Here is a 23,074-nt window from a genome sequence, read left to right as displayed (position 1 = left end):
CCGCTGCAGCGGGCAGCGCCCGCAGCCGCAGCCGGGGCAGGACGCGGGCCGCATCAGTACACGTCCCGCACGTAGCGCTTCTCCCGCTTGAGGGTCGCGACGTATTCGTCGGCGTCGTCCGCGCCGCGGCCGCGCTGCCCGGCGATCACCTCGCGCAGCGCCCGGTCCACGTCCTTGGCCATGCGCGAGGCGTCGCCGCACACATAGAAGTGGCCGCCGTCCTCGAGCCAGGCGTAGAGCTCGCTCGCTGCCTCGATCATCCGCGTCTGCACGTAGATCTTCTCCGCCTGGTCGCGCGAGAAGGCCAGATCGAGACGGTGCAGGACGCCCGACTCGGTGAATCCCGCGAGCTCGTCTGCGTAGATGAAATCGCTCGCCCGGTGCTGGTCGCCGAACAGCAACCAGTTCCGCCCGGTCGCCGACGAGGCGGCACGTTCGTGCAGGAACGCACGGAACGGGGCGATACCCGTGCCGGGGCCGACCATGATCATCGGCCGGTCGGGGTCAGACGGGACGCGGAAGGCTGCGTTGGGCTGCAGCGAGATCCCGGCGGTGTCCGCCTCGGTGCAGCGGTCGGCGAGGAAGGTCGAGCACACGCCCTGGTGTTCGCGTCCCGCCTCGGCGCCGTGCCGCACCGCCGCCACCGTCAGGTGGATGCGGTCGGGGCTGGCCAGCGGGCTCGACGAGATCGAGTACGCCCGCGGCTGCAGGGGCCGCAGCAGGTCCGGGAGCTCCGCGGCTTCGATGTGCGCGCCCTCGCACGCGTGCAGGAGGTCGAGGACGTCGCGCCCCCACAGCCACGCGTCCAGCGTCTCCCGCTCTTCGCGCGCGAGGACCGCGGCGAGTTCGGATAAGGGAGCGCGCTCGGCGAGTGTCTTGAGCAGGTCCTTCGACGGTGTCGAGATCTCCCAGTCGGTGGTCAGTCGCGCCACAAGCGGCGCGCCGTCGATGTCGGTGTCCGGCACGGTATCGAGCGCAGCGAGCACGGCGTCCACGAGTGCCGGAGCGTTGCGCGGCATCACGTTCAGGGCGTCGCCAGCCGCGTACTCGATACTGCTGTCGGCGAGGTCGAACTCGAGGTGCCGGATCTCCTTCGCACTCCCTGCCCCGGAGAGCAGGCGGTTCTCCACGAGCCGGGAGGGGAACGGGTTCTTCTTGTTCCATCGTGACTTCGGCTTCGACGGTGTCGCGGGCGCGGCAGCGACGGGTACTGCGGCGGCGTCGGCGGGATCCAGGTGATCGGCGACCGCCCGCAGCCGGGAGACGACCTCGGCGAGCCACGCCGACGCGGGCTCCTCGAAGTCGACGTCGCAGTCCACCCGCGGGGCGAGGCGCGCGGCGCCGAGCTGTTCGAGCCGGGTGTCGATGATCTGCCCGGCCCGGCAGAAGCCCTCGTAGCCGCTGTCGCCCAGCGCGAGTACCGAGAACTGGAGGTGCTCCAGGCGCGGGGCGGCGTCGGCGGACAGCGCCTCCCAGAAGAGCTCCGCGTTGTCGGGCATCTCTCCCTCGCCGTAGGTGGACGTGACCACCAGTAGATGTGAGGCGGCCGCCAGCCGGTCGGGGTCGGCGTCGTCGAGTGCGGCGAGGTCTGCCCCGAGGCCGTTCTCCCGCAGCAACCCGACCAGCCGTTCCGCGAGCTCCTCGCTGTTCCCGGTCTGCGTTCCGTAGAGCACGGTCGCGTGCAGCGTGGCGGCGGTCGCGGTGACCGCCTGCTCGGCCTGCACCGCTGCCAGGCCCGCCAGGAATCCGGACAGCCATGCCCGCTGGTCACCGGTGAAGACGTCGATGAGAGCGGACGAATCCGCCTCGGGGAGGACATAGGTGGGGGCGCTCATGCCAGCGTCTCCTTCGCGAATCGCACCAGGTCCGGCATCGCGCCCTCGACCAGCATGGCGTTGACGGCGGCGCCGTCGAGGGCCGCGGCATTGCGAGCGCGGTGGTGCAGGATCCAGCCGTACGTGCCAGGGGCGTCCATGCTCAGAACGTTCCGCTCCTCGAGTGAGGTGGTGTAGTCGCCCAGGCGCTTCGTCGCGATGAGTGCCGCGAGCTCCGCGTCCTCGAAGTTGTCGAGCCTGGCACGCAGGTACCTCGTGATCCGTTGCCGGACTGCGAAGTCCTCGGTGAGCACCAGGTTCCGTGCACGCGCGGACACCCGCGGGTCGTCGTGCCCCGTCGCGCCCGGCACGCGTTCGGCGGCCACTTCCTGTGCGAGCGACAAGACCGTGAACGACGAGAGCAGGGAGAAGGCGTGCGGGGAACGGGTGTCGCCGAACCGCGGTGCCGAGCCCCCGCCGACGGGTGTACCCGCGCGCAGCGAGCGCTTGAACTCCCGCAGGCGGTCCGCGGCGACCGAGCTCGCCAGCTCGTCGAGCAGCTCCTTGCGGCCGTGCGCAGCCCAGATGTGGTCGGCGTCCTGATAGCGCATCAGCGCGAGGGGTGTGCCGACGACGATGTTCTCGCGGGTGCCAGCCCAGTCCGCGAGGAGGCGTGCGGCGAGCGGCGATCCGGTCGCCTCCGCGTGCCAGGCGAGCATTGTCCGCACCGCGACCTCGTGGAAGGGCGGGGTGTGGGGGCCGACGAGGGTCTCGACATGCAGCGACGAGCTCGCCGCGCCGGCGATCCGGCCCTCGGGGTCGTACTGGTAGACGAACCCGCCGCTCATGCCGTTGCCCAGGCCCTTGCCGAAGCCGCCGAGGTTGAGCACGGCGCCGCCGGTCATGTACTCGCAGCAGTACTCGCCGACCCCCTCGACGACGGCGGTGGCGCCCGAGTTCCGCACGGCGAAGCGGTCGCCCGCCTCGCCCTGCACGAAGGTGCGGCCGCCCGTCGCACCGAAGAGCGCGAAGTTGCCGATCAGGACGTTGGCACCGGCGTCGGCGCCGCCACCACCGGGGGAGCGGACCACGACGCGGCCGCCGCACTGGCTCTTCGCGACACCGTCGTTGGCGGTTCCGGTGTGCCGCAAGTCCATCCCGTCGGTGCAGAAGACGCCGAAGGATTGTCCGGCGCTGCCGTGCGAACGGACGACGACGGCACCGTCGGCGAGGAAGCGGCGTCCGCGCTCGTCGGTGAGCACCGCGGGGTGTCCGTCGGGCACTGTCACGCCCGTGAACGCCCCGCGCTGGTCCGCGGCGGGGTGGTTGAGCAGGCGTTCCAGGTCGACGGCGAGCTGGCCGCCCACCGACTTGTTCGGGTTCGCGAGCGCCACGTCGTCGACGGTGATCGACTCCGCGCCGCCGTCAAGCAGCCGGTCCCGGACCTCCGCGAGGAGGCGGTCGTCCACCGCGTAGTCCTTCTCGAGGTACACGGGATCGTCGACGGTCCGCGGCGCGGGCGCGTGCAGCATCGCGCGCACGTCGAGGTGGCCGACGGCCGCGGGATGTTCTAGCAGCTGAAGGAGATCGGTGCGCCCGCGCGCCTCGCGCAGCGACCGCAGGCCGAGTCGCGCGAGCAGCGTGCGGACGTCGTGCGCGATGTTCAGCAGGTACTGCGCGAGCGCGCGCGGATCCCCGTCGAAGACCTCGGGATTCGTCGTGAGGCCGGCCGGGCACTTGAGGTTGCAGTTCTTGGCCATGACGCACTTGAGCATCATCAGCGCGGTCGTCCCGAACTCGAACGAGTCGCCGCCGAGCAGCGCGGAGACCACGACGTCGCCGCCGGTCTGGTGCGCGCCCGAACACCGCAGGGTCACCTTGTCGCGCAGGCCGTTCGCGACCAGCGCCTGATGCACCTCCGCCACGCCGATCTCTGCGGAGCGTCCCGCGTACTTGAGGCTGGTCACCGCCGCCGCACCGGTCCCGCCGGTGTTGCCGGCCACGTTGATGACGTCGGCGCCGGCCTTCGCGACGCCGACCGCGATCGTCCCGATGCCCTCGGAGGAGACGAGTTTGACGATCACGCGCACGCGGGCCGCCTCGCAGTCGTGGATGAGCTGCGCGAGGTCCTCGATCGAGTAGGTGTCGTGATGCGGTGGGGGAGAGATCAGCTCGATGCCGGGGGTGCCGCCGCGGGCCGCCGCGATGTCGACGGTGACCTTCGGCCCCGGCAGCTGCCCGCCCTCGCCGGGCTTGGCGCCCTGGCCGATCTTGATCTCGAGCTCCTCGAGCATCGGATCCGCGAGGTACCCGGACCAGATGCCGAACCGGCCCGACGCGAACTGCTTGATCCGCGAGCCGCGGATCGTGCCGTACCGCGTGCGGTGCTCGCCGCCCTCGCCGCAGTTCGACATGCCCCCGACCATGTTGGTGCCGTGCGCCACGGCCTCGTGCGCGGTGGCGACGAGGGCACCGTGGCTCATCGCGCCGGAGGCCAGCGTGCGCGTGATCTCGTGTGCGGGCTGCACATCGTCGAGTCGCAGCGAGCGGGGCGCGGTGCACAGCAGCGTCAGGTAGGCGCGGGCCCGCCCGGTGGCCGCGATCACGACGCCGGCATCGGGGCTCGCCTCGACCGTCACCTCGTCCGCGAACAGCTCTCGGAGGTACTCGGCGAACCCTGCGTAGGCCGTGTGCGTCTCGTGTTCCGGAGCGTCGGTGAGGCGCACGACGAACCGGCCGTCCGGCGCGGTGTCGACGGTCAGGCCGCGGGTGGGCAGGCTGGCGTTGCCCTCCAACGAGAATCGCGCCAGCTCGCGATGGAACTCCTGTGCCGTCGTGAGCATCGTGACGTCGGCGGGCAGCGCGAGCACGTCGCGCAGCGCGGACGGGCGGCGCTCGCGCTCGACCAGGGTGGCGGCGAGGAATTCGCGGTAGCCGTCGGTGATCTCGAAGCCGTCGATCTGGCGCGGTAGTAGCGCCTTGAAGCCGCTGTTGCGGTAGGCGGCGTCGTCGAGCCCGAAGGCGTCGTCGAGCTTCGAGAGCGTGAGCAGGCGCAGCGACGTGGAGCCGATGCCGTCGGGTCCGGTCAGAGCCAGGGGCTCCTCGGCCATCCGGGTGAAGCCGCGGACGGCGTTGATGCCGTAGGAGTGCCCGGCACCGTCGGAGCGCTCCTTGAACAGGCCCAGCAGCGGCACGTCGCGCTCCTCCGCCACGGAGGCCGCCCGCTCGTGCCAGTGGGAGTTCGCCTCCGCGATCCGCGCGAAGCCGACGCCCCCGACGGGAGCGTCCAGGTGCGGGAAGTAGCGGGACAGCACCGGATCCCGCGTATCCAGGTAGTTGGGCTCAAAGAACTGGCCGCCGATGTACGACTCCGCCGTGCACAGGCCCACGCGGCCCATCGTCTTGGCGAGCGACTTCTCCGCCGCCTTGCGGAACCGGTCGAAGGCGCGGTCGGTGTCGGTGAGCTCACCGGCGGGCGCCGCATCCGCCGGGAACCGCTCCTCTGCCCGTAGCCGCGCCGAGAGGGAGTACACCGCGGATGCACCGAATCCCAGCGCCGAGGCGATGTGGTGCGAGGACGGTAGCTGGCCGCTCTCGGCGAGGAGCGAGAGTCGCAGGCGCAGCCCCGTCTCGGTGAGCCGGACGTCCACGGCGGCGAGCGCGAGTAAGAGGGGGAGAGGCGCGCGCGACGTGGAGACGCCGCGGTCGGTCAGCACGGCGATGCCGCCGCCGTCGCGGGCGAAGGCCTCGACGTCGTCGCACAGCCGCTCGACGGCCGCGAGCACGGCGTCGGCGTTGGCCGCCGAGTCGGTGTCGGGGTGGTACAGCAGGTCGAAGTGCTGGACCGGTGTCACCTGCTGGTCGCGGAGTTTCACCATCTCCAGGTGACTGAGGATCGGCGAGTCGATCACGATCTGCGGGGCGCGGTGGCCGTGTTCCGCGTTACCCAGAGCCACCCGCATACTCATCGCGTCGGCCTCGCGGATCGAGTCCAGCGGCGGGTTCGTCACCTGCGCGAAGCGCTGGGAGAAGTACTTCGCCATGCCGCCCTCGTGATCCGAGAGGGCGTTGATCGCGTTGCCGTAGCCCATCGCCGAGATCCGCTCCGCGCCGTCGGCCAGCATCGGGTCGAGCAGGAACCGGAAGCTCTCCTGGTTGAGCGAGTAGGCGACGTACCGGCCGTGCAGGCTGAGATCGCCCGGGTACCCGAGGGTCCCGGCATCGCGCTGGATCGGTGGCGGCGCTATGTCGGCGAGGTTCACCCGGGCCTCCCCGAGGAGCGCGGCGTAGTCGCGGCGCGCGGCCAGCAGGTCGAGTGCTTCGCGCGTGCGGCGGACCCGACCGTCGCCGGCCCGGTGGTCCACGTACAGCATGCCCCCGGCCTCGATGCGCCCGCGGTGGATGACCGAGTCCGCGGGGAACGGGACCTGACCGGCCTCCGAGGCGACGACGACGTACTCCGCCGTTTCGACGGTGCGCAGCGGGCGCAGGCCGAGCCGGTCCAGGCGCGCGCCGACCACGTCACCGTCGGAGAAGATGAGCGCGGCCGGGCCGTCGTTCTTCTCCTCGCCGAGGGAGAAGTATTCGAGCATGTCCCGGACCGGTTGCGGCACAGTGCCGTCGTTCTCCCACGCTGGCGGCATGAGCGAGACGACCGCCTCGACCAGGCCCAGGCCGTCGTCGAAGACCCTGCTCTGCAGCGACTGGTCGAGCCGGCTCGAGTCCGACTGGCCGGGCGGACGGACGATGGTGCGCGCCTTGGCGCGGGCGACGGCGTCGTCGGCGAGGCGGTTCTTGCGGTCGGTGTTGAGCTCGCCGTTGTGCGCCATCAGTCGGAACGGCTGGGCCATCGACGGATGCGGCTCGGTGTTGGTGGAGAACCGCGTGTGGAAGTACAAGGTGCACACCGAGTGCCGCGGGTCCGCGAGGTCGGTGAAGTAGCGGATCACCTCATCGGCGTTGAGTCGCCCCTTGAGGGTCTGGGTGCGCGTGCTCAGTGACAGCGGGTACAGGCCGGCGAGATCCGGCGTGCCGTAAGCGATCTGCTCGATCGCGAGGAGGGCCGCGTTCGCGGCGCGGTCCACGTCGATCCTCGGGATGCCCGACGGTGCCGTGAACACCCACTGCGTGATGGGGAGCTGATACCGGAGCGCGGCGGGACGGATCGCGGTGGTGTCGACGGGGACATCGCGCTCGGTGATCACCTCGAAGCCGTGGTCGGCGAGGGTCGCGCGGACGAGTGCCCGCGCGGTCGGTCCCTGCTGCGGGGCGGAGGGCAGGAAGAGGTTGGCGACGCCGAACCGACCACGCTGCAGCTCGCGACCCGTGATCGCGCCGAAGAACTCCACGGACAGGTCCACGTTGACGCCGGCCCCGTCGCCCACGCCCTCCGCGGACATGCCGCCGCGGTGGGGGATGGCGCACAGCGCGTGCTCGCCGTAGGCGATCACGTCGTGGTGCTGGGTGCCGTCCTTGCGGGTGATGAAGCCGACGCCGCAGGCGCTCGACTCCCGGGTGGGGTCGTACAGACCGGTGCGTGGTTCGTTCAACGGATCACTCTCACTCGGGGCGCGGTACCTGAAAGAAGAATGGTAAGGCTAACCTTATGGTTGCGCTATGTGGGGTCGGTCACTCCGGAATCTCGATTGCCGCGGGCGGAGGGCGAGGCGCGCAAATTCGTGGCGACGGCGGCCCGGGAATGGGATTCGGACGAGTCATACGCCATCGCCGTACATGCGGGCGGTGCTCTCGCCGGAACGGTGCACCGCACCCGCAAGGAAAATGGTTCGCCGGGTCGCTCTCTCGGTCGGCCTGGCGAACGACGAAGGCCGGTTGACCAGCATTCATGCCGGTCAACCGGCCTTCACCGATTGGGGTGGATGACGGGACTCGAACCCGCGACAGCCAGAATCACAATCTGGTGCTCTACCAACTGAACTACACCCACCAGGTGCCTGGGGTCGCCAGGCTCGAAGAACTTTACCCGACGGTTCCGGCGGAATCCAATCGGTATAGCCTCCACCCCGTCGAGCGTCGTGACCTGCACGTTCAGGCCGGGCCGAGCTCCTCGACGGCCGCTGCGATCTGCTCGGTCGACGGCCCGGGGGGCGGCACGAAGGCGGTGCTGCGGTAGTACTTCAGCTCCCGGATCGACTCGCGGATGTCCGCGAGGGCGCGGTGCGCCAGTCCCTTGTCGGGCTGGCCGAAGTAGATGCGCGGGTACCAGCGCCGGGACAGCTCCTTGATCGAGCTGACGTCCACCATCCGGTAGTGCAGGAAGCCGTCCAGTTCCGGCATCTCCTTGGCGATGAACCGACGGTCGGTGGCGATCGAATTGCCCGCGAGCGGCACGGCGCCCGCCTCGATGTGCTCGCGGAGGTAGGCGAGCACGGCCTCCTCGGCCTCGCGCACGGTCACCGTCGACGCCCGGACCTCCTCGGTCAGGCCCGAGCGGGCGTGCATCTCCTGCACGACGGGCGGCATGGCCGCGAGCGCGGCGTCGTCCGCGTGGATCACCAGGTCCACGCCCTCGCCGAGGACGTTCAGGTCGCCGTCGGTCACCAGGGCGGCGATCTCGATGAGTCGGTCGGAGGTCAGGTCGAGGCCGGTCATCTCACAATCGACCCATACGAGTTTGTCGTCCACGCCGATCAGCGTAGCCAACGCGGTCAGGTGCCGGGTCGGAGCGAACAGCGAGGGTAGCCTGGCCTCATGAATCCAGTCGGATCGGTGTCGGAGCTCGAGAACGCCGTCGGGAAGCCCGTCTCGGCGATGATGCTCAAGACGATCGATCACCTCGACGAGCACTGCCGGACGATCCTCGCGGTCTCCACTGCGGCCGTCCTCGGTTACGTCGACCGCGAAGGGGCGCAGCGCACCATCCTTCTCGGCGGCGCGCCGGGCTTCGCGTCGGTGACCTCGCCGACGGGGCTCGACGTGGACATCCCGGAGGACGTCGCGCCAGGCGGGGCCTCGCTCCTCGTCCTCGTTCCCGGGTGGCGCGAGACGCTCCGTGTGAACGGCACCGTCGGCGACGGCGGCTTGGCGGTCCTCGAGGCCTACCTGCACTGCGGGAAGGCGGTGATCCGCTCCGGGCTCTGGCAGCCGGCGCCGCCCAGCGCGGTCGCCGCGGGGGCCGACGCCGCCACCATCGGACCGGATGCGGCCGCGTTCCTCGCTGCCGCCCCGTTCGCGGTGATCAGCTCCCGCGACGAGGACGGACGAGCCGACAGCAGCCCCCGCGGCGACCCCGCCGGCGACCTGCGCTTGCTCGGGCCCACCACTGTCGCGATCGCCGACCGCCCCGGCAACAAACGCACCGACACCTTGCACAACATCGTCACCAACCCCGAGGTCGCTCTGCTCGCCCTGGTCCCCGGCGACGGCCGGACGTTGGAGTTGAACGGGACCGCCACCATCAGCACCGATCCGGCGCTACTCGAGCAGCTCGCCGAACGCGGGAAGGCGCCGAAGGCCGTCGTCGTCCTCGAGGTCTCGCGGGCGCGGCTGGCTCGGAGCGAGGGGATCGCCGCCGCGGCGCTGTGGGACCTCGGTCGGCATGCGGACACCGCGGAGCTGCCGCGCCCGTCCGCCGTCTGGACCGACCACGTCAAGCGCAACACGACCGGCGGCGTCGGCGCGCGAGTGTTGCGGGCAGTGGCGAACGAAAGGGTCATGCGGGCCGGAGTCGACCTCGACTACCGTCAGAACCTCTATTGACCCAGGTCTCACGCTAGGGTTTGCACCGTGACTGACAACGCGAACTCTCCGGCGCAGACCATCGCCGCCGGCTACGAATTCTCGGGGCCCGCCCTGGAGCTCGGCACCGTCCTCGTGGACGGCACCGTCGACCCGTCGGCCAAGGTGCGGATCCCGCTGGCCATGATGAACCGCCACGGCCTCGTCGCCGGCGCCACCGGCACCGGTAAGACGAAGACGCTGCAGCTCATCGTCGAGCAGCTGTCCGCCAACGGCGTGCCCGTCGTGCTCGCCGACATCAAGGGCGATCTCGCGGGCCTGTCCAAGCCCGGCGAGGCCAGCGACAGGACCGCATCGCGCGCGACCGACACCGGCGACGACTGGAAGCCCGCCAATGTGCCCACGGAGTTCGTCTCCCTCGGCACCAACGGCGTCGGCGTCCCGATCCGCGCCACGATCTCCTCGTTCGGCCCGATCCTGCTTTCCAAGGTGCTCGGCCTCAACGCGACGCAGGAGTCGACGCTCGGCCTGATCTTCCACTGGGCCGACCAGAACCAGCTCGAGCTGCTGGACCTCAAGGACCTGCGCTCGGTGATCCAGTACCTCACCTCCGCCGAGGGCAAGGCCGATCTGGAGGGCATCGGCGGCGTCAGCAAGCAGACCGCCGGCGTGATCCTGCGGGCCCTGGTCAACCTCGAGGCCGAGGGCGGCGACACCTTCTTCGGCGAGCCCGAGATCGACATGGGCGACCTGCTGCGCACCGCGGGCGGCCAGGGCGTGGTCACCCTGTTCGAGCTGGGCGACCAGGCCGCGCGGCCCACGCTGTTCTCCACCTTCCTGATGTGGGTCCTCGCCGACCTGTTCCAGTACCTGCCCGAGGCGGGCGACCTGGACAAGCCGAAGCTCGTCTTCATCTTCGACGAGGCGCACCTGCTTTTCGCGGACGCGTCGAAGGCGTTCAAGGACCAGGTCGAGCAGACCGTCAAGCTGATTCGCTCGAAGGGCGTGGGCGTGTTCTTCTGCTCGCAGCTGCCCACTGACATCCCGAACCCGGTGCTCAGCCAGCTCGGCGCGCGCATCCAGCACGCGCTGCGCGCGTTCACGCCGGAGGACCAGGCCGCGCTGAGCAAGACGGTCAAGACCTACCCGACCTCGCCCGCGTACAAGCTCGACGAGGCCCTGACCAGCCTCGGCATCGGCGAGGCGATCGTCACCGTGCTCTCGGACAAGGGCGCCCCGACGCCGGTGGCGTGGACCCGCTTGCGGGCCCCACGCTCGCTGATGTCCGCGATCGGCGACGATGCGATCCGCTCCGCCGCGCAGGCCTCTCCGCTGTGGGGCAAGTACGCGCAGACCGTCGACAACCTCTCGGCCTTCGAGAAGCTGTCGCAGAACGCGCAGCAGGCGCAGCAGGAGAACGCGCCCGCCGAGCAGGCGCCGCCGCCTCCGCCCGCGCCCAAGAAGGAGGAGGAAGAGTCCGGCTGGGTCTCCGATGTGATGAGCAACCCCGCCGTGAAGTCCTTCCTCCGGTCCGCGGCGTCCAGCGCCGGTCGTGAGCTGTCCCGCAGCATCTTCGGCACCAAGCGTCGCCGCTGAGCGACCATGACGGACGAAAGTCCGGTCATCGGTCCCCACGATCGTGGGATCCGATGACCGGACTTTCGTCGGTTCGGGCCGGGTGCGGCCCGGGAGGTCAGTTGCCCGCGAGCTTCTTGTACATCTCGCCGACGATGGGCGCCATGATCGCGCGCGGGGTGTAGTGGCCCGCCATCGACATGCCCTTCGAGAGCAGGCCCGGCACGACACGCATCTTGTTCTTCTCCAGCGCGTCCAGGGTCACGCGGGCGGTGTACTCGGTGTTGACCCAGAGGAACTCGGGCACGACCTTCTCGACCGTGGAGCGGTCCTCGGGGTCGGGGAGCTCGGTGCGCACGGGGCCGGGCGCGAGAAGGGTGACGTGCACGCCGGTCTTCTTCAGCTCGCCGCGCAGCGACTCGGAGAAGGTGTTGGCGAAGGCCTTCGAGGCCGCGTATGTGGCGTTGTTCGGGATCGGCATGTTGCCGGCCGCCGAACCGGTGATCATGATGCCGCCGTTGCCGCGCTTCACCATCTGCGGCAGGACTGCCAGGGTCAGGTCGTGGACGGCGTTGGCGTTGAGCTCGAGCTGCGCTCGCTCGTAGTCGAAGTCCAGGTCGATGACGCGGCCGAAGGTCGCGGTGCCCGCGTTGTTGCAGAGGATGGAGATCTCGCGCGAAGCGAGCTCCTCGCAGAGCGCGGCGCGGGCGGAGTGATCAGAGAGGTCGACGCCGCGGACCTCGGCCTCGACGCCGAACTCGGCGCGCAGCTTCGCGGCCAGCTCCTCCATCGGACCGGTGCTCCGGGCGACGAGGATGACCGAGTGGCCGCGACGGGCGAGCTCCGTGGCGAGGGCGACACCGATGCCGGAGGAGCCGCCGGTGACGACGGCGCGGGCGGACTGATGGGGTGCGGGTACTGGCATGGGTCAGATCGTACGGGAGGGCACGCTCGGGTCGACATCGCGAAGATCGCACTGTGACAGCCCTGGTCGCGGAGTGCCGCCGGGCGATTTCGCGCACGCTGGACCTGCGGTGATGCGGTTCGAGTGGCGCCCGCGACCCGCTGCCATTAGGTTAGCCTCGCCATTGTCGCGAGCTGAAGGTGGAAGACATGAACCGCTGGGCCCCGTACTACCTGTCCGCACTCCGGATCGTGACGGGCGTGCTTTTCGCGCTCCACGGCGCCGCCACCTTCTGGGGCTTGCTCGACGGCCGCCGGACGAGCCCGGACGTCTTCGCCTGGCCGAGCTGGTGGGGCGCTGCGATCCAACTCGTCGGCGGCCTGCTCATCGCCGCCGGCGTGTTGACCCGCCCCGCGGCGATCATCGCCTCCGGCTCCATGGCGTACGCCTACTTCGCCTTCCACGCCGGCGACGGACTGTCCCCGCTGGCGAACGACGGCGAACTCTCTGTCCTCTACTGCTGGGTACTCCTGCTCTTCGCCTTCACCGGCTCCGGGCCGATCAGCGTCGACGCCGTGATCGGCCGGCTTCGGGCAGGGGATCAGGCTGAGCGAAAGGCTCCGTCGGATCGCGCCGACGAGAAGGATGCGGCAGAGTCGGCGGTATGACCGCAGACATCCCCGAAGCCGCCCGCGCCCTCCTCGATGGGGCGCTCGTCGTCGACCTCGCGACGGTCCGCCCCGACGGCGGCCCGCAGGTCAATCCGATGTGGTTCCTTTTCGAGGACGGGCTGATCTGGTTCACCCACACCGACTTCCGCCAGAAGTACCGGAACCTCCAGCACGAGCCGCGCGTGGCGATCTCGATCCTCCCGGAGGGGAACCCGTACGGCTACCTGGAGATCCGGGGCGAACTCGACCACATCGAGCCCGATCCCACCGGCTCGCTCTACACCCGCCTCGCCGAGCGGTACGGCCAGGGCTCGGTCGTACCGCCGGATGCGGCGGATCGCATCAAGATCGCGATCCGCCCCACCCGGTTCAGCGGCAACGCGCTCCAGGGCTAGAGCGAGGCCGCGAGCTCGGTGCCCTGGCGGATCGCTCGCTTCGCATCGAGCTCGGCGGCCAGCGCGGCGCCGCCGATCACGTGCGCCTTCACGCCCCGGTCGGCGAGCGCCTCGTCGAGGTCGCGCACCGACTCCTGGCCGGTGCACAGGATAACTGTCTCCACGTCCAGCACGCGCGCGTCCGTGCGCTCCTCGCCGAAGGTGATGTGCAGGCCGGCGTCGTCGACCTTCTCGTAGTTGACGCCCTTGAGCTGCTCGACACCCTTCATCTTCACCGTCGCGCGGTGCACCCAGCCGGTGGTCTTGCCCAGGCCGATGCCCTGCGGGGTGTTCTTGCGTTGCAGCATGTACACCTTGGACCGGGTCGACGGTGCCGGGGCCGGCTTGGTGATGAAGCCGGGCACGTCGCCCTGGCGAGTGACGCCCCACTCGGCGTTCCACTCGTCGAGGTGCAGGGTGGGGGACTTGTCAGTGGTGACGAACTCGGCCACGTCGAAACCGATGCCGCCGGCGCCCATGATGGCCACGGTATCGCCGATCTCCTTGGTGCCGCTGATCGCCTCGGCGTAGGTGATGACCTTCGGGTGATCGACGCCCGGGAAGGACGGGACGCGCGGCACGACGCCGGTCGCGATGATGACCTCGTCGAACTTGCCGGCCAGGTCATCGACGGTGGCCTGCGTGTTCAGGTGCACCGTCACCTGGTTCCGGTCGAGCATCGTGCTGAAGTACCGGATGGTCTCGTTGAACTCCTCCTTGCCGGGGATCTTCGCGGCGTAGCCGAATTGGCCGCCGATGTGATCGCTCGCCTCGAAGAGCTCCACCTTGTGGCCGCACTCGGCTGCGCTCACGGCGGCGGAGAGCCCGGCGGGACCGGCGCCGACGACCGCGACCCGCTTGGCCGAACGGGTCGGGGCCAGGACGAGATCCGTCTCGCGGCCGGCACGCGGGTTCACGAGGCACGAGACCTTCTTGTGCACGAAGGCGTGGTCGAGGCAGGCCTGGTTGCAACCGATGCAGGTGTTGATCTCCTCGGACCGCTCGTCGCGTGCCTTGTTCGCCCACTCCGGGTCGGCGAGCAGGGGGCGGGCGATCTGCACGAGCTGGGCGTCGCCGCGTTCGAGGAGTTCCTCCGCGGTGGCGGGCATGTTGATCCGGTTGGCGGCGCAGACGGGGATGTTCACAGCGCGGGTGACGTCGGCGGTGAACGCGGCGAAGGCCGCGCGGGGGACCGAGGTCACGATCGTGGGCACGCGGGCCTCGTGCCAGCCGATGTCCGTGTTGAGGATGTCCACGCCGGCGTCCTCGAGCTTGTGCGCCAGAGTGAGGATCTCGTCGCGGGTCTGACCGTCGGGGACGAAGTCCGCCATCGACAGCCGGAAGACGACGATGAAGTCCTTACCGCACCGCTTCCGGATCTCCTTGACGATCTCGACGGGGAACCGCTGCCGGTTCTCGGCGGATCCGCCCCACTCGTCGGTGCGCTTGTTCGTGTGCGCCGCGAGGAACTGGTTGATCAGGTAGCCCTCGCCGCCCATCACCTCGACGCCGTCGTAGCCCGCCTTCTGTGCGGTACGTGCCGCGTTCCCGAAGTCGCGGACGGTCTTGCGCACCTCGAAGCCCGACATGGCGCGGGGCTTGAACGGGTTGATCGGCGCCTTGATCGCGCTGGCGGAGGCGCTGAGCGGGTTGTAGGAGTAGCGGCCCGCGTGCAGCAGCTGCATCGCGATCTTGCCGCCCTCCTTGTGCACCGCGTCGGTCACCCGCTTGTGTAGGAGTGAATCGATCGGCGACGACATCTTCGCTCCGGCCGGCAGTAGCCAGCCGGTGATGTTGGGGGAGTAGCCGCCGGTGATGATGAGGCCGACGCCGCCCTTGGCGCGCGCCGCGAAGTAGGCCGCGAGCTTGCCGATGTCCCACGGCATGTCCTCGAGTCCGGTGTGCATGGAGCCCATGACGACGCGGTTCTTCAGCGTCGTGTGACCGAGGTCGAGGGGCTCGAAGAGGTGGGGGTACTTGGCTGACATGGGCTGATCCTTCATTCTGCTGATCGATCCGGGCTGATGGAAGGGCTGGTTCAGGGGGTGAGGGCGGCGAGCACTTCGTCGAGCCAGTCGACGGTGCCCTGTTCGGAGTACACACCGCCGCGCAGCACGAGGTGTTGTTGCAGGTCCGTGCCGGTGAGAGTGGTGGGTTCGGGGTAGTCGCGGGCCTCGAGGCTGCGGAAGAGCTCCGCGCGCTCGGCGTGTAGGTCGCGCACCCGCCGGACCTCGGCCATGAGGTCGGTGAGGTCCGACGGTGCCGCTCCGCGGATCTTGGTGGCCAGCTCGCGCCGGTCGGTGGTGTCCTTGCCGGGGGTGCGGATCCACTCCGACAGGGTCTTCCGCCCGGTGTCTGTGATCGAGTAGACCTTCTTGTCGGGCTTGCCGTCCTGCGCCTGTTCGACGTACGTGACGAGGCCGCTGGTCGTCATCCGCGCCAACGTCTTGTAGATCTGCTGGTGCGAGGCGCGCCACCAGTGCCCGATCGAGCGATCGAAGCGCCGGGTGAGCTGGTATCCGGTGCCCGAGCGCTCGCTCAGGGAGACGAGCAGTGCGTGTTCGAGGGCCACGCCCGCGACGCTACCGGGGCTGTCGCATCTATGCAACTAGTTGCATTGCGCTTGTATGCACAACTCGGAGGCGCGCGACGGTGCCGATAAGATGGCCACCGCACTACTGCCTCCGTAGCTCAGTTGGATAGAGCATCGGCCTTCTAATCCGAATGTCGCAGGTTCGATTCCTGCCGGGGGCGCACAAGAGCCGCGTCGGACCTTGCGTACGCGTTTATGATCTGACCTGCAAATATCGGGCGATATGGGGTGTCCCAGGGCGGGTCCGCGGCGTTACGATCAGCGGTGGACGTGGGGGCCTCATAGGAGGTGCTCGATGAAGCGGACAGTACGAACATTCGCGGCGGCGGCCTGCGCGGTAGCGCTGTTCGGCGGAGGTGGGGCGGGAGCGGCCTCGGCCGACCCCACTCCCGCTCCGCCCCCGGTCGGGTCGACGTGCGGCAAACCCGGCGAGAACAAGGTGATCACCACGATCCACACCTGTGCGAAGATCAACTCCTCGTGCACGGGCTACGACATGATGATCATCGGCCGCGTCGACAAGTGGGGCCACTGCGTGTTTCCCGGCATGAACGGGACCACCTGGTGACGTGAGCGAGCTCGCGCTTCCGCTCGTCGGCCTCGTCGGCGGGATCCTCGCGGGAGTCTCCCCGTGCGTGCTTCCGGTGCTGCCCGTCGTCCTGCTCGGCAGCGCCGGACCGGGCCCGGCGGTGTCCGTACCTCGCGCGCCCGGCCGGTCGCGATCGTCGCCGGCCTGGTGCTGAGCTTCTCGCTGTTCACGCTGTTCGGCACCGTCGTCCTATCGCTCCTGCACCTCCCGGCGGGACTGATCCGGTGGGTCGGAATCGGGGCGCTGCTCCTGCTCGGCGCGGCGATGTTGGTCCCTCCGCTGGAACGGTTGCTCGAACGGCCCTTCGCCCGCCTGTCCCTGCGTGTCCCGCGTATCAAGGGCGACGGTGCCGCCGGCGGATTCGCGCTCGGTGTCGCCCTGGGCGCGGTGTACGTACCCTGCGCCGGACCGGTGCTCGCGGCGATCGCGCTGGCCGGCGCCACCGACACGATCGGCCCGCGCACGCTGATCCTCACGGCCGCCTTCGCGGTGGGTACCGCGATCCCGCTGCTCGCGGTCGCGCTCACCGGTCACCGCCTGGCCGATCGGGTCCGCGCGCTGCAGCGGCGCCAACGGGCGATCCGCGCGGTCGGCGGCGTGCTCGTCATCGCCCTCGCGGTCGCTCTCGCTCTCGGTGTCACCGACCTCATCCAGCGTCGGGTGCCCGACTACACGCAGGCCGTCGGCGACCGGCTGGGCGCCGCGGCGATCGCCCCGCAGGTCGCGGGCACGGGCTCCTTGCAGCAGTGCCAGCAGGCCGCGTTCACCGGGACGGCGCAGCTCGCCGACTGCGGGCCGGCGCCGGAGTTCGCCGGCATCGACCCGTGGATCGGTGGCGCCCCGCGAACGATGGCTGGCCTGCGCGGCAAGGTCGTGCTCATCGACTTCTGGGCCTACTCGTGCATCAACTGCCAGCGAGAACTCCCGCACGCCGAGGCCTGGTGGAAGAACTACCGCGACCTCGGCTTCGAGGTGATCGGCGTGCACACGCCCGAGTACGCCTTCGAGCACGACGTCGGCAACGTCACCGCAGGCTCGCGCAAGCTGGGCCTGACCTTCCCGATTGCCGTCGACAACCGCACCGCCACGTGGAGCGCCTACCGCAACGTGGCCTGGCCTGCGGGCTACCTCGTCGACGTCACCGGGACCATCCGCCTCGTCAGCCTCGGCGAGGGACGCTACGACAAGACCGAGACCGCCATCCGCTCCCTGTTGCTCGCCGCGAACCCCGGCGCGACCCTCCCGCCGGCCACCGACGTCCCCGACGCCACGCCCCGCAACAAGGACCGCACGCCCGAGCTCTATCTGGGGGCGGAGAAACAGCAGGGCTACGGCGGTGCCGGTGGCTACGACTCGGGCACGCGCGCGTTCACCCTCCCGGATGCCGTGCAGCCCAACACCTTCGCTCTCGACGGAACCTGGACCATCGATCCCGAGGGGATTCGAGCAAGGGAGCGGGCCGCCCTCACTCTCTCGTACACCGCGCAGCGGGTCTACCTCGACGTCGGAGGGTCCGGCACGCTCACCGTCACCGAGGGCGGTGCTGTCAGGACCATCCCCGTCGACGGTCCGCCCGACATTCGCACGGTCGTCGACCGCCAGACTTCCGGCGCGGGCACCGTCACCGTCGCCCTCAGTCCCGACCTCGTCGCCTACTCGCTCACATTCGGCTGAGCTCGACACCCGATGGGTGCGCGAAACGCGCAAAAGGGCGACTAACACGCACAAGGGCGCGATGTGAAGACCATCACGTCCATGATCCTCGTGTTACCCCGATCACTCACCCACGAGGAGAAACTCCATGCTGACAGTCCTGGGACTGACCATGGTCGCGGCGTTCATGGTCGTCATCATGACCCGCCGCGCGACGCCCATCGTCGCGCTGATCGCCATCCCGGTGATCTTCGGCCTGCTGGCCGGCGCCGGTACGGGCATCGGCACGATGATCACCGGCGGCATCGAGGACCTCGCGCCCACGGCCGCGATGCTCTTCTTCGCCATCATCTTCTTCGGCGTGATGATCGACGTCGGGCTCTTCGACCCGGTCGTGCGGGCCGTGGTCCGTGTCGTCGGGGAGGACCCGGCCAAGCTCGTGCTCGGTACTGCCGTGCTGGCGGGGGTCGTCTCGCTCGACGGTGACGGCTCCACGACGTTCATCGTCACTACCTCCGCGCTGCTGCCGCTCTATCTCAAGCTCGGCGTCAGCCCCGTCGTGCTCACCGTGGTCGCAGGCCTCGCGAACGGGACCATGAACATCCTCCCGTGGGGCGGCCCCACCGCCCGGGCCGCGGCGGCGCTGAAGATCTCGCCGTCCGAGGTCTTCGTGCCGATGATCCCGTCGCTCATCGCGGGCATGGTCGTGGTCCTCGCGTTCGCCTGGCACCTCGGGCTCATGGAGCGCAAACGCCTCGGCAGCATCGTGATCCGCGAGCGCGTCCTCGCCGGCGCGGGCGCCACCGGCGGCACCGTCGGCGGCGACGGCGGGACCGACGCACCCGTCCCGCCCACCGGTGGCACCGGCGACAGCGCCCTGACCGCGGTCACCGGCGCGCACGGCAACCCGAAGCTGATGTGGTTCAACGCCGGCCTCACCGTCGCCCTGCTGTCGGTGCTCACGCTCGACCTCCTGCCGATCCCTGTGCTCTTCATGATCGCCGCCGCGATCGCGCTGGCCGTCAACTTCCCGCACGTCGCCGACCAGCAGGAGGCCATCACCCGGCACTCCAAGTCGATCGTCTCCGTCGTCGGAATGGTCTTCGCCGCAGCGGTTCTCACCGGCGTCTTCAAGGGCACCGGCATGGTCGACGCCGTCGCCGCCTGGGTCACCGGCATCATCCCGTCGTCGATGGGACCGCACCTGGCGGTCATCACCGGCATCCTGTCGATCCCCTTCACCTTCCTGATGTCCAACGACGCCTTCTACTTCGGCATCCTGCCCGTGCTCTCCGAGACGGCGAGCCACTACGGGATCAGCGCCGCCGAAATGGCCCGCGCCTCGATCACCGGCCAGCCCTTCCACATGCAGAGCCCGCTGGTGCCGGCCATCCTGCTGCTCGTGGCGCTCGCGGGCGTCGGGCTGGCCGATCACCACAAGAAGGTGCTGTGGCGCGCCTTCGTCGTATCGATCGTCATGCTCGTGGTCGGTGTCCTCCTCGGCCAGATCCCCTTCTGAGCGCGTCTCGGATGGCTAGGCTGAGCCGATGCCCAGGATCCGGCTGCGCACGCAGATCCTCCTGCTCCAGGTGGTGATCATCATCGTCAGCCTCGCCGCCGGCTTCGGCATCGTCCTGCACCGCGTGGACGCCGACACCCGCACCGAGTACGGGCACCGGGCGGAGGCGATCGCCGAGACGGTCGCCTCCGACACCGACGTCCGCGCCGGCGCCGCCGCCCAGTCGGCGGCGCGTCGCGCAGGCCACCCGGCCACCCGGCAGGAACTCGCCGGCGGACCGCTGCAGCGCCAGGCGCTCGCCATCACCGAGCGGACGGGAGTCCTCTTCGTCGTGATCGCCGATGACGCGGGCTACCGCATCGCCCACCCGGACTCCGCCCAGCTCGGGGCGCCGCTGAGCACGGATCCGTCCACCGCGCTGGGCGGTGAGATCGAGGTGACCCAGCAGCGGGGCACCCTCGGGGATTCGGTCCGCGCGAAGGCCCCGGTTCTCGGGAACGACGGGACCGTCGTCGGGCTGGTCAGCGTCGGCATCTCCACCGAGACGGTGGCCGAGGCGGCCCGCCGCACGCTGCTCCTGCTGGCTGGCCTGGCCGCACTCGCGCTCGCCGTCGGGATCCTCGGTTCCGGCCTCCTCGCCCGACGGTGGCGCCGACTCACACTGGGTCTCGAGCCGGAGGAGATGGCGGAGCTCATCCGCGAGCAGAACGCCGTGCTGTACTCGGGTTCCGAGGGCGTGATCGCCATCGACGCGCAGGGCGTTGCCCGGGTCATCAACGATCGCGCCCGCGAGCTGCTCGGCGTGACGGCCGAGGCGGGCACCCCGCTCGCCGAACTCGGGCTCACCGACCGGGTCGCGGGCGTCGTCGCCACCCCCACCGAGGTGCCCGTCGCGGCCGCCGTCAACGAGCGGGTCGTCCTCGTCGCCTCGCGGCGGGTGCATCGCGGCGACACCGACCTGGGCACCGTCCTCACCGCCGTCGACCGGACCGACGTCGAGGCGCTCACGCGCGAGCTCGACTCGGTGCAGGCGATGAGCGCCGCATTGCGCGCGCAGCGCCACGAGTCCGCCAACCGGGTGCACGTCGTCGCCGGGCTGCTCCGCGACGGGCGCACTGACGAGGCCCTCGCCTACCTCGACGAGATCGCCGGCCGCGCGGGCGTCCTCCCGGTCTCCGGTCTCGATCGACTCGACGAGCCGCACCTGCGGGCTTTCGTCTCCGCCAAGGCGGCGCGGGCCCGCGAGCGGGACGTCGTGCTGCGCGTCGGTGCCGACACCGCGCTCGTCGGCGTGCTCACGCACCCCGTCGACACCACCACCCTCGTCGGCAATCTCCTCGACAACGCCATCGACGCCGCGGGCGACGGCCCCGAACCGCGGGAGGTGGAACTCGACGTGCTCCGCGACGGCGACGACCTCGCCGTCATCGTCGTCGACAGCGGCCCGGGCTTCGCCGTCGACGACCCGTTCGTCGAGGGCGTCAGCACCCGCACCGACCCGACGGTGCCCGGTGGGCGCGGCCTTGGGCTGGTCATCGCCCGCCAGGTCGCCCGCGGGCACGGGGGAGACGTGACAGTGGTGGCCCGGGGCGGCGACGGCGAGTCCACCACCGTGATGGCCACGCTGCCCGAGGGGGTGCGTGACGATGCCTGACGAGCTGCGGATCCTCGTCGTCGACGACGACTTCCGGGTGGCCGCGATGCACGCCAAGATCGTGGATGCGATGGTCGGCCTCACCACGGCGGGCTCCGCCCGGACGCTGTCGGAGGCGCGGGCGATCCTCGACCGCGACCGGGTCGACCTCGCGCTCGTCGACGTCTACCTCCCCGACGGCTCCGGCATCGACCTGGTGCGCGAGATGCGGTGCGACGCCTTCATCCTCGGCGCCGCGGACGACGCCGCCAGCGTCCGCGCGGGCCTGGCGGCGGGGGCGCTGCAGTACCTCATCAAACCCTTTCCGACGACGGAGCTCGCTCGCCGCCTCGGTGCTTACACGGCGTACCGCCGGATCCTCGGAACGGGAGAGGTCACGCAGGAGCAGGTGGATGCGGCCGCCTCGGTGTTGCGCAGCGAGCGGCCCGCCCCGCGACGGGACGAGGGCGGGTCGGTCACCGAGCGCCGGATCGTCGAAGCGCTGCGCGCCGCCGACGGCCCGATGCTGGCCGACGACATCGCAGCCGAGGTCGGCGTCTCCCCGGCGACGGCCCGGCGCTACCTCGCGGAACTGGTTCGGGCGGGCGCGCTGACGATGGCCCTGCAGTACGGCGCCACAGGGCGGCCGCGGCAACGGTACACGCTGAGCTGAGACGATTCCCGGGCCCGCAGGTGCGCGCCTGTGGATCCCGCGACTCGCCACTTCCGCCGCATCCGAGAGAGCTAGAGTCCGTAGCTATGAGAATTACTCGGCTCGCGCTCGCCGGCATCACAGCACTCGTCGGATCGGGACTGTTCGTCGCCCCGGCCGGCGCCGCGCCGGACTGGTCGGGCCTCGACGTCGCGAACTACGCGGGGCCCGTCCCCGCGAAGGGCGGCCAACAGATCCGGTCCGTGCCCCTCGACCCCGCGCTGTCGCTCCCGGGAGCGGGGACGGCCAAGCGGGTGCTGTACTCGACGACCGATCAGCACGGCAGGCCCGCCACCAGCACCGGTGCGATCTTCGTGCCGAAGGGGCCCGCGCCCGCCGGCGGCTGGCCGGTCATCGCGTGGGCGCACGGCACCGTCGGCCTCGGCGACTCGTGCGCCCCGTCGGCGAATCCCCGGTCCGCCCGCGACCGCGAGTACCTCGGGCACTGGTTGTCGCAGCGGTATGCCGTCGTCGCCTCCGACTACGCCGGGCTCGGGACGCCGGGCCTCATGAGCTACCTCAACAGCGTGTCGACTGCGCACAACGTGGTGGACTCCGTCGTGGCGGCGCACCAGGATCCGTCGCTGCAACTGTCGAAGAGGTGGGCGATCGTCGGCCAGTCGCAGGGTGGCGGCGCCGCCGTCAACAGCGCGCGGTGGGCGACCGAGTTCAGCGCCGGGAGCGGCCTGGACTACCGCGGCGTCGTCGCCACGGGCACACCTTTCAAGATCGAGGAGGTCGTGAAGAACGTCGGGCCCGAGAGTGGTCTGCCCGGCGGACTCAGCTCCGCGGCCACGTCCTACACCGCGTACATCCTGGCCGGCGTCCGCGAGGCGAACCCCGGCGTGGACTTCGATTCGGTGCTCACCCCGCGCGGCAAGGACGCCGCTGCGAAGGCCGAGGTGCAGTGCTACGCGCAGCTCAGCACGACGCTCGCCGGGCAGAAGCCGACGGACTTCCTCACCGCGAAGGTCAGCACCGTGCCCGGCGCGAGCGCGGCCCTCGACCGGTACATGGGTACCCCTACGTCGGGTTACGACCGGCCGGTGTTCCTCGGCGTCGGCCTCAAAGACACCGACGTGCCCGTCCAGTCCTCGATCGCCCTCGCCGCCGCTCTGAAAAAGAGCGGCACGACCGTCGAGCTGCACCAGTACCCGAACGCAGATCACAGCGGCGCCGTCCTCGAGTCCATGAAGGATTCGACGCCCTTCCTCGCCCGCGTCTTCGCCTGATCCTGCGGCCACACGGACGCCGCGCTTGACCGTGCCGCGACGGCATG

The 23,074-nt window shown here is 70.3% G+C and carries 16 protein-coding genes and 2 tRNA genes; 11 read left to right on the top strand and 7 right to left on the bottom strand.

Going from position 1 to position 23,074, the window contains the following annotated elements:
- Positions 1-53: 53 nt before the first annotated feature.
- The 4 genes from HNP44_RS10880 to orn form a co-directional block, all read right to left on the bottom strand.
- On the bottom strand, positions 54-1,835 hold the full coding sequence (locus HNP44_RS10880) for a sulfite reductase subunit alpha (RefSeq protein WP_259139629.1): 1,782 nt from the start codon (positions 1,833-1,835) through the stop codon (positions 54-56).
- Positions 1,832-7,363 (bottom strand): glutamate synthase-related protein, encoded by a 5,532-nt coding sequence (locus HNP44_RS10875; protein ID WP_259139630.1) that lies wholly within the window; start codon positions 7,361-7,363, stop codon positions 1,832-1,834. Before HNP44_RS10875 ends, HNP44_RS10880 begins: the two co-directional genes overlap by 4 nt.
- A gap of 322 nt (positions 7,364-7,685) precedes the next feature.
- Positions 7,686-7,761 (bottom strand) — tRNA-His (locus HNP44_RS10870).
- 101 nt (positions 7,762-7,862) lie between these two features.
- Positions 7,863-8,459: an oligoribonuclease gene (orn, locus tag HNP44_RS10865; protein ID WP_259139632.1), complete on the bottom strand. Its 597-nt coding sequence runs from the start codon at positions 8,457-8,459 to the stop codon at positions 7,863-7,865.
- A 66-nt stretch (positions 8,460-8,525) separates the two neighbouring features.
- On the opposite strand from orn, the gene HNP44_RS10860 reads away from it, so the two are divergent.
- Entirely contained in the window at positions 8,526-9,533 is a 1,008-nt protein-coding gene (locus HNP44_RS10860; RefSeq protein WP_259139634.1) for a pyridoxamine 5'-phosphate oxidase family protein, read from the top strand.
- Positions 9,534-9,560: 27 nt separating this feature from the next.
- On the top strand, positions 9,561-11,108 hold the full coding sequence (locus tag HNP44_RS10855) for a DUF853 domain-containing protein (RefSeq protein ID WP_259139635.1): 1,548 nt from the start codon (positions 9,561-9,563) through the stop codon (positions 11,106-11,108).
- 97 nt (positions 11,109-11,205) lie between these two features.
- Here HNP44_RS10855 and cmrA read toward each other — a convergent pair whose 3' ends face one another.
- Complete coding sequence (gene cmrA / locus HNP44_RS10850) at positions 11,206-12,012, bottom strand: mycolate reductase (protein ID WP_259139636.1); 807 nt, start codon at positions 12,010-12,012, stop codon at positions 11,206-11,208.
- A gap of 188 nt (positions 12,013-12,200) precedes the next feature.
- Here cmrA and HNP44_RS10845 point away from each other — a divergent pair, with 188 nt between their 5' ends.
- Together HNP44_RS10845 and HNP44_RS10840 are read left to right on the top strand one after the other, a co-directional pair.
- Positions 12,201-12,659, top strand: a complete 459-nt coding sequence (locus HNP44_RS10845; RefSeq protein ID WP_259139637.1) for a DoxX family protein — start codon at positions 12,201-12,203, stop codon at positions 12,657-12,659.
- Complete coding sequence (locus HNP44_RS10840) at positions 12,656-13,057, top strand: PPOX class F420-dependent oxidoreductase (RefSeq protein ID WP_259139638.1); 402 nt, start codon at positions 12,656-12,658, stop codon at positions 13,055-13,057. The genes HNP44_RS10845 and HNP44_RS10840 overlap by 4 nt, the downstream gene beginning before the upstream one ends.
- Here HNP44_RS10840 and HNP44_RS10835 read toward each other — a convergent pair.
- Both HNP44_RS10835 and HNP44_RS10830 read right to left on the bottom strand, forming a co-directional pair.
- Positions 13,054-15,084, bottom strand: coding sequence for an NADPH-dependent 2,4-dienoyl-CoA reductase (locus HNP44_RS10835; protein WP_259139640.1), 2,031 nt, complete (start codon positions 15,082-15,084; stop codon positions 13,054-13,056). The genes HNP44_RS10840 and HNP44_RS10835 overlap by 4 nt on opposite strands.
- A 50-nt stretch (positions 15,085-15,134) precedes the next feature.
- Positions 15,135-15,668, bottom strand: a complete 534-nt coding sequence (locus tag HNP44_RS10830) for a PadR family transcriptional regulator (protein WP_259139641.1) — start codon at positions 15,666-15,668, stop codon at positions 15,135-15,137.
- A 108-nt stretch (positions 15,669-15,776) separates the two neighbouring features.
- Between HNP44_RS10830 and HNP44_RS10825 the strand changes: the two genes are divergently transcribed.
- The 7 genes from HNP44_RS10825 (at position 15,777) to HNP44_RS10795 (ending at position 23,027) form a co-directional block, all read left to right on the top strand.
- A tRNA-Arg gene (locus HNP44_RS10825) sits at positions 15,777-15,850 on the top strand.
- 134 nt (positions 15,851-15,984) lie between these two features.
- Positions 15,985-16,257, top strand: a complete 273-nt coding sequence (locus HNP44_RS10820) for a hypothetical protein (protein WP_259139642.1) — start codon at positions 15,985-15,987, stop codon at positions 16,255-16,257.
- A gap of 63 nt (positions 16,258-16,320) precedes the next feature.
- A complete protein-coding gene (locus tag HNP44_RS10815; RefSeq protein WP_259139644.1) occupies positions 16,321-17,952 on the top strand; it encodes a redoxin domain-containing protein in 1,632 nt (543 codons plus the stop codon).
- A gap of 127 nt (positions 17,953-18,079) precedes the next feature.
- Entirely contained in the window at positions 18,080-19,450 is a 1,371-nt protein-coding gene (locus tag HNP44_RS10810) for a CitMHS family transporter (RefSeq protein WP_259139645.1), read from the top strand.
- A gap of 28 nt (positions 19,451-19,478) precedes the next feature.
- Positions 19,479-21,104, top strand: coding sequence for a sensor histidine kinase (locus HNP44_RS10805; RefSeq protein WP_259139646.1), 1,626 nt, complete (start codon positions 19,479-19,481; stop codon positions 21,102-21,104).
- Positions 21,097-21,756 (top strand): response regulator, encoded by a 660-nt coding sequence (locus tag HNP44_RS10800; RefSeq protein ID WP_259140251.1) that lies wholly within the window; start codon positions 21,097-21,099, stop codon positions 21,754-21,756. Before HNP44_RS10805 ends, HNP44_RS10800 begins: the two co-directional genes overlap by 8 nt.
- Positions 21,757-21,842: 86 nt before the next feature.
- Positions 21,843-23,027: an alpha/beta hydrolase family protein gene (locus HNP44_RS10795; RefSeq protein ID WP_259172091.1), complete on the top strand. Its 1,185-nt coding sequence runs from the start codon at positions 21,843-21,845 to the stop codon at positions 23,025-23,027.
- Positions 23,028-23,074: the final 47 nt, after the last annotated feature.

Source organism: Tsukamurella ocularis, assembly GCF_024807615.1.
GTDB lineage: Bacteria > Actinomycetota > Actinomycetes > Mycobacteriales > Mycobacteriaceae > Tsukamurella > Tsukamurella ocularis.
This window is presented reverse-complemented; position numbering and strand designations above follow the sequence as displayed.

Coding starts and splice junctions, on each gene's coding strand:
- cmrA (WP_259139636.1), bottom strand. CDS start 12,012: ATGCCAGTACCCGCACCCCATCAGTCCGCCCGCGCCGTCGTCACCGGC.
- HNP44_RS10800 (WP_259140251.1), top strand. CDS start 21,097: ATGCCTGACGAGCTGCGGATCCTCGTCGTCGACGACGACTTCCGGGTG.
- HNP44_RS10860 (WP_259139634.1), top strand. CDS start 8,526: ATGAATCCAGTCGGATCGGTGTCGGAGCTCGAGAACGCCGTCGGGAAG.
- HNP44_RS10835 (WP_259139640.1), bottom strand. CDS start 15,084: ATGTCAGCCAAGTACCCCCACCTCTTCGAGCCCCTCGACCTCGGTCAC.
- HNP44_RS10845 (WP_259139637.1), top strand. CDS start 12,201: ATGAACCGCTGGGCCCCGTACTACCTGTCCGCACTCCGGATCGTGACG.
- HNP44_RS10820 (WP_259139642.1), top strand. CDS start 15,985: ATGAAGCGGACAGTACGAACATTCGCGGCGGCGGCCTGCGCGGTAGCG.
- HNP44_RS10795 (WP_259172091.1), top strand. CDS start 21,843: ATGAGAATTACTCGGCTCGCGCTCGCCGGCATCACAGCACTCGTCGGA.
- HNP44_RS10880 (WP_259139629.1), bottom strand. CDS start 1,835: ATGAGCGCCCCCACCTATGTCCTCCCCGAGGCGGATTCGTCCGCTCTC.
- HNP44_RS10840 (WP_259139638.1), top strand. CDS start 12,656: ATGACCGCAGACATCCCCGAAGCCGCCCGCGCCCTCCTCGATGGGGCG.
- HNP44_RS10810 (WP_259139645.1), top strand. CDS start 18,080: ATGCTGACAGTCCTGGGACTGACCATGGTCGCGGCGTTCATGGTCGTC.
- HNP44_RS10805 (WP_259139646.1), top strand. CDS start 19,479: ATGCCCAGGATCCGGCTGCGCACGCAGATCCTCCTGCTCCAGGTGGTG.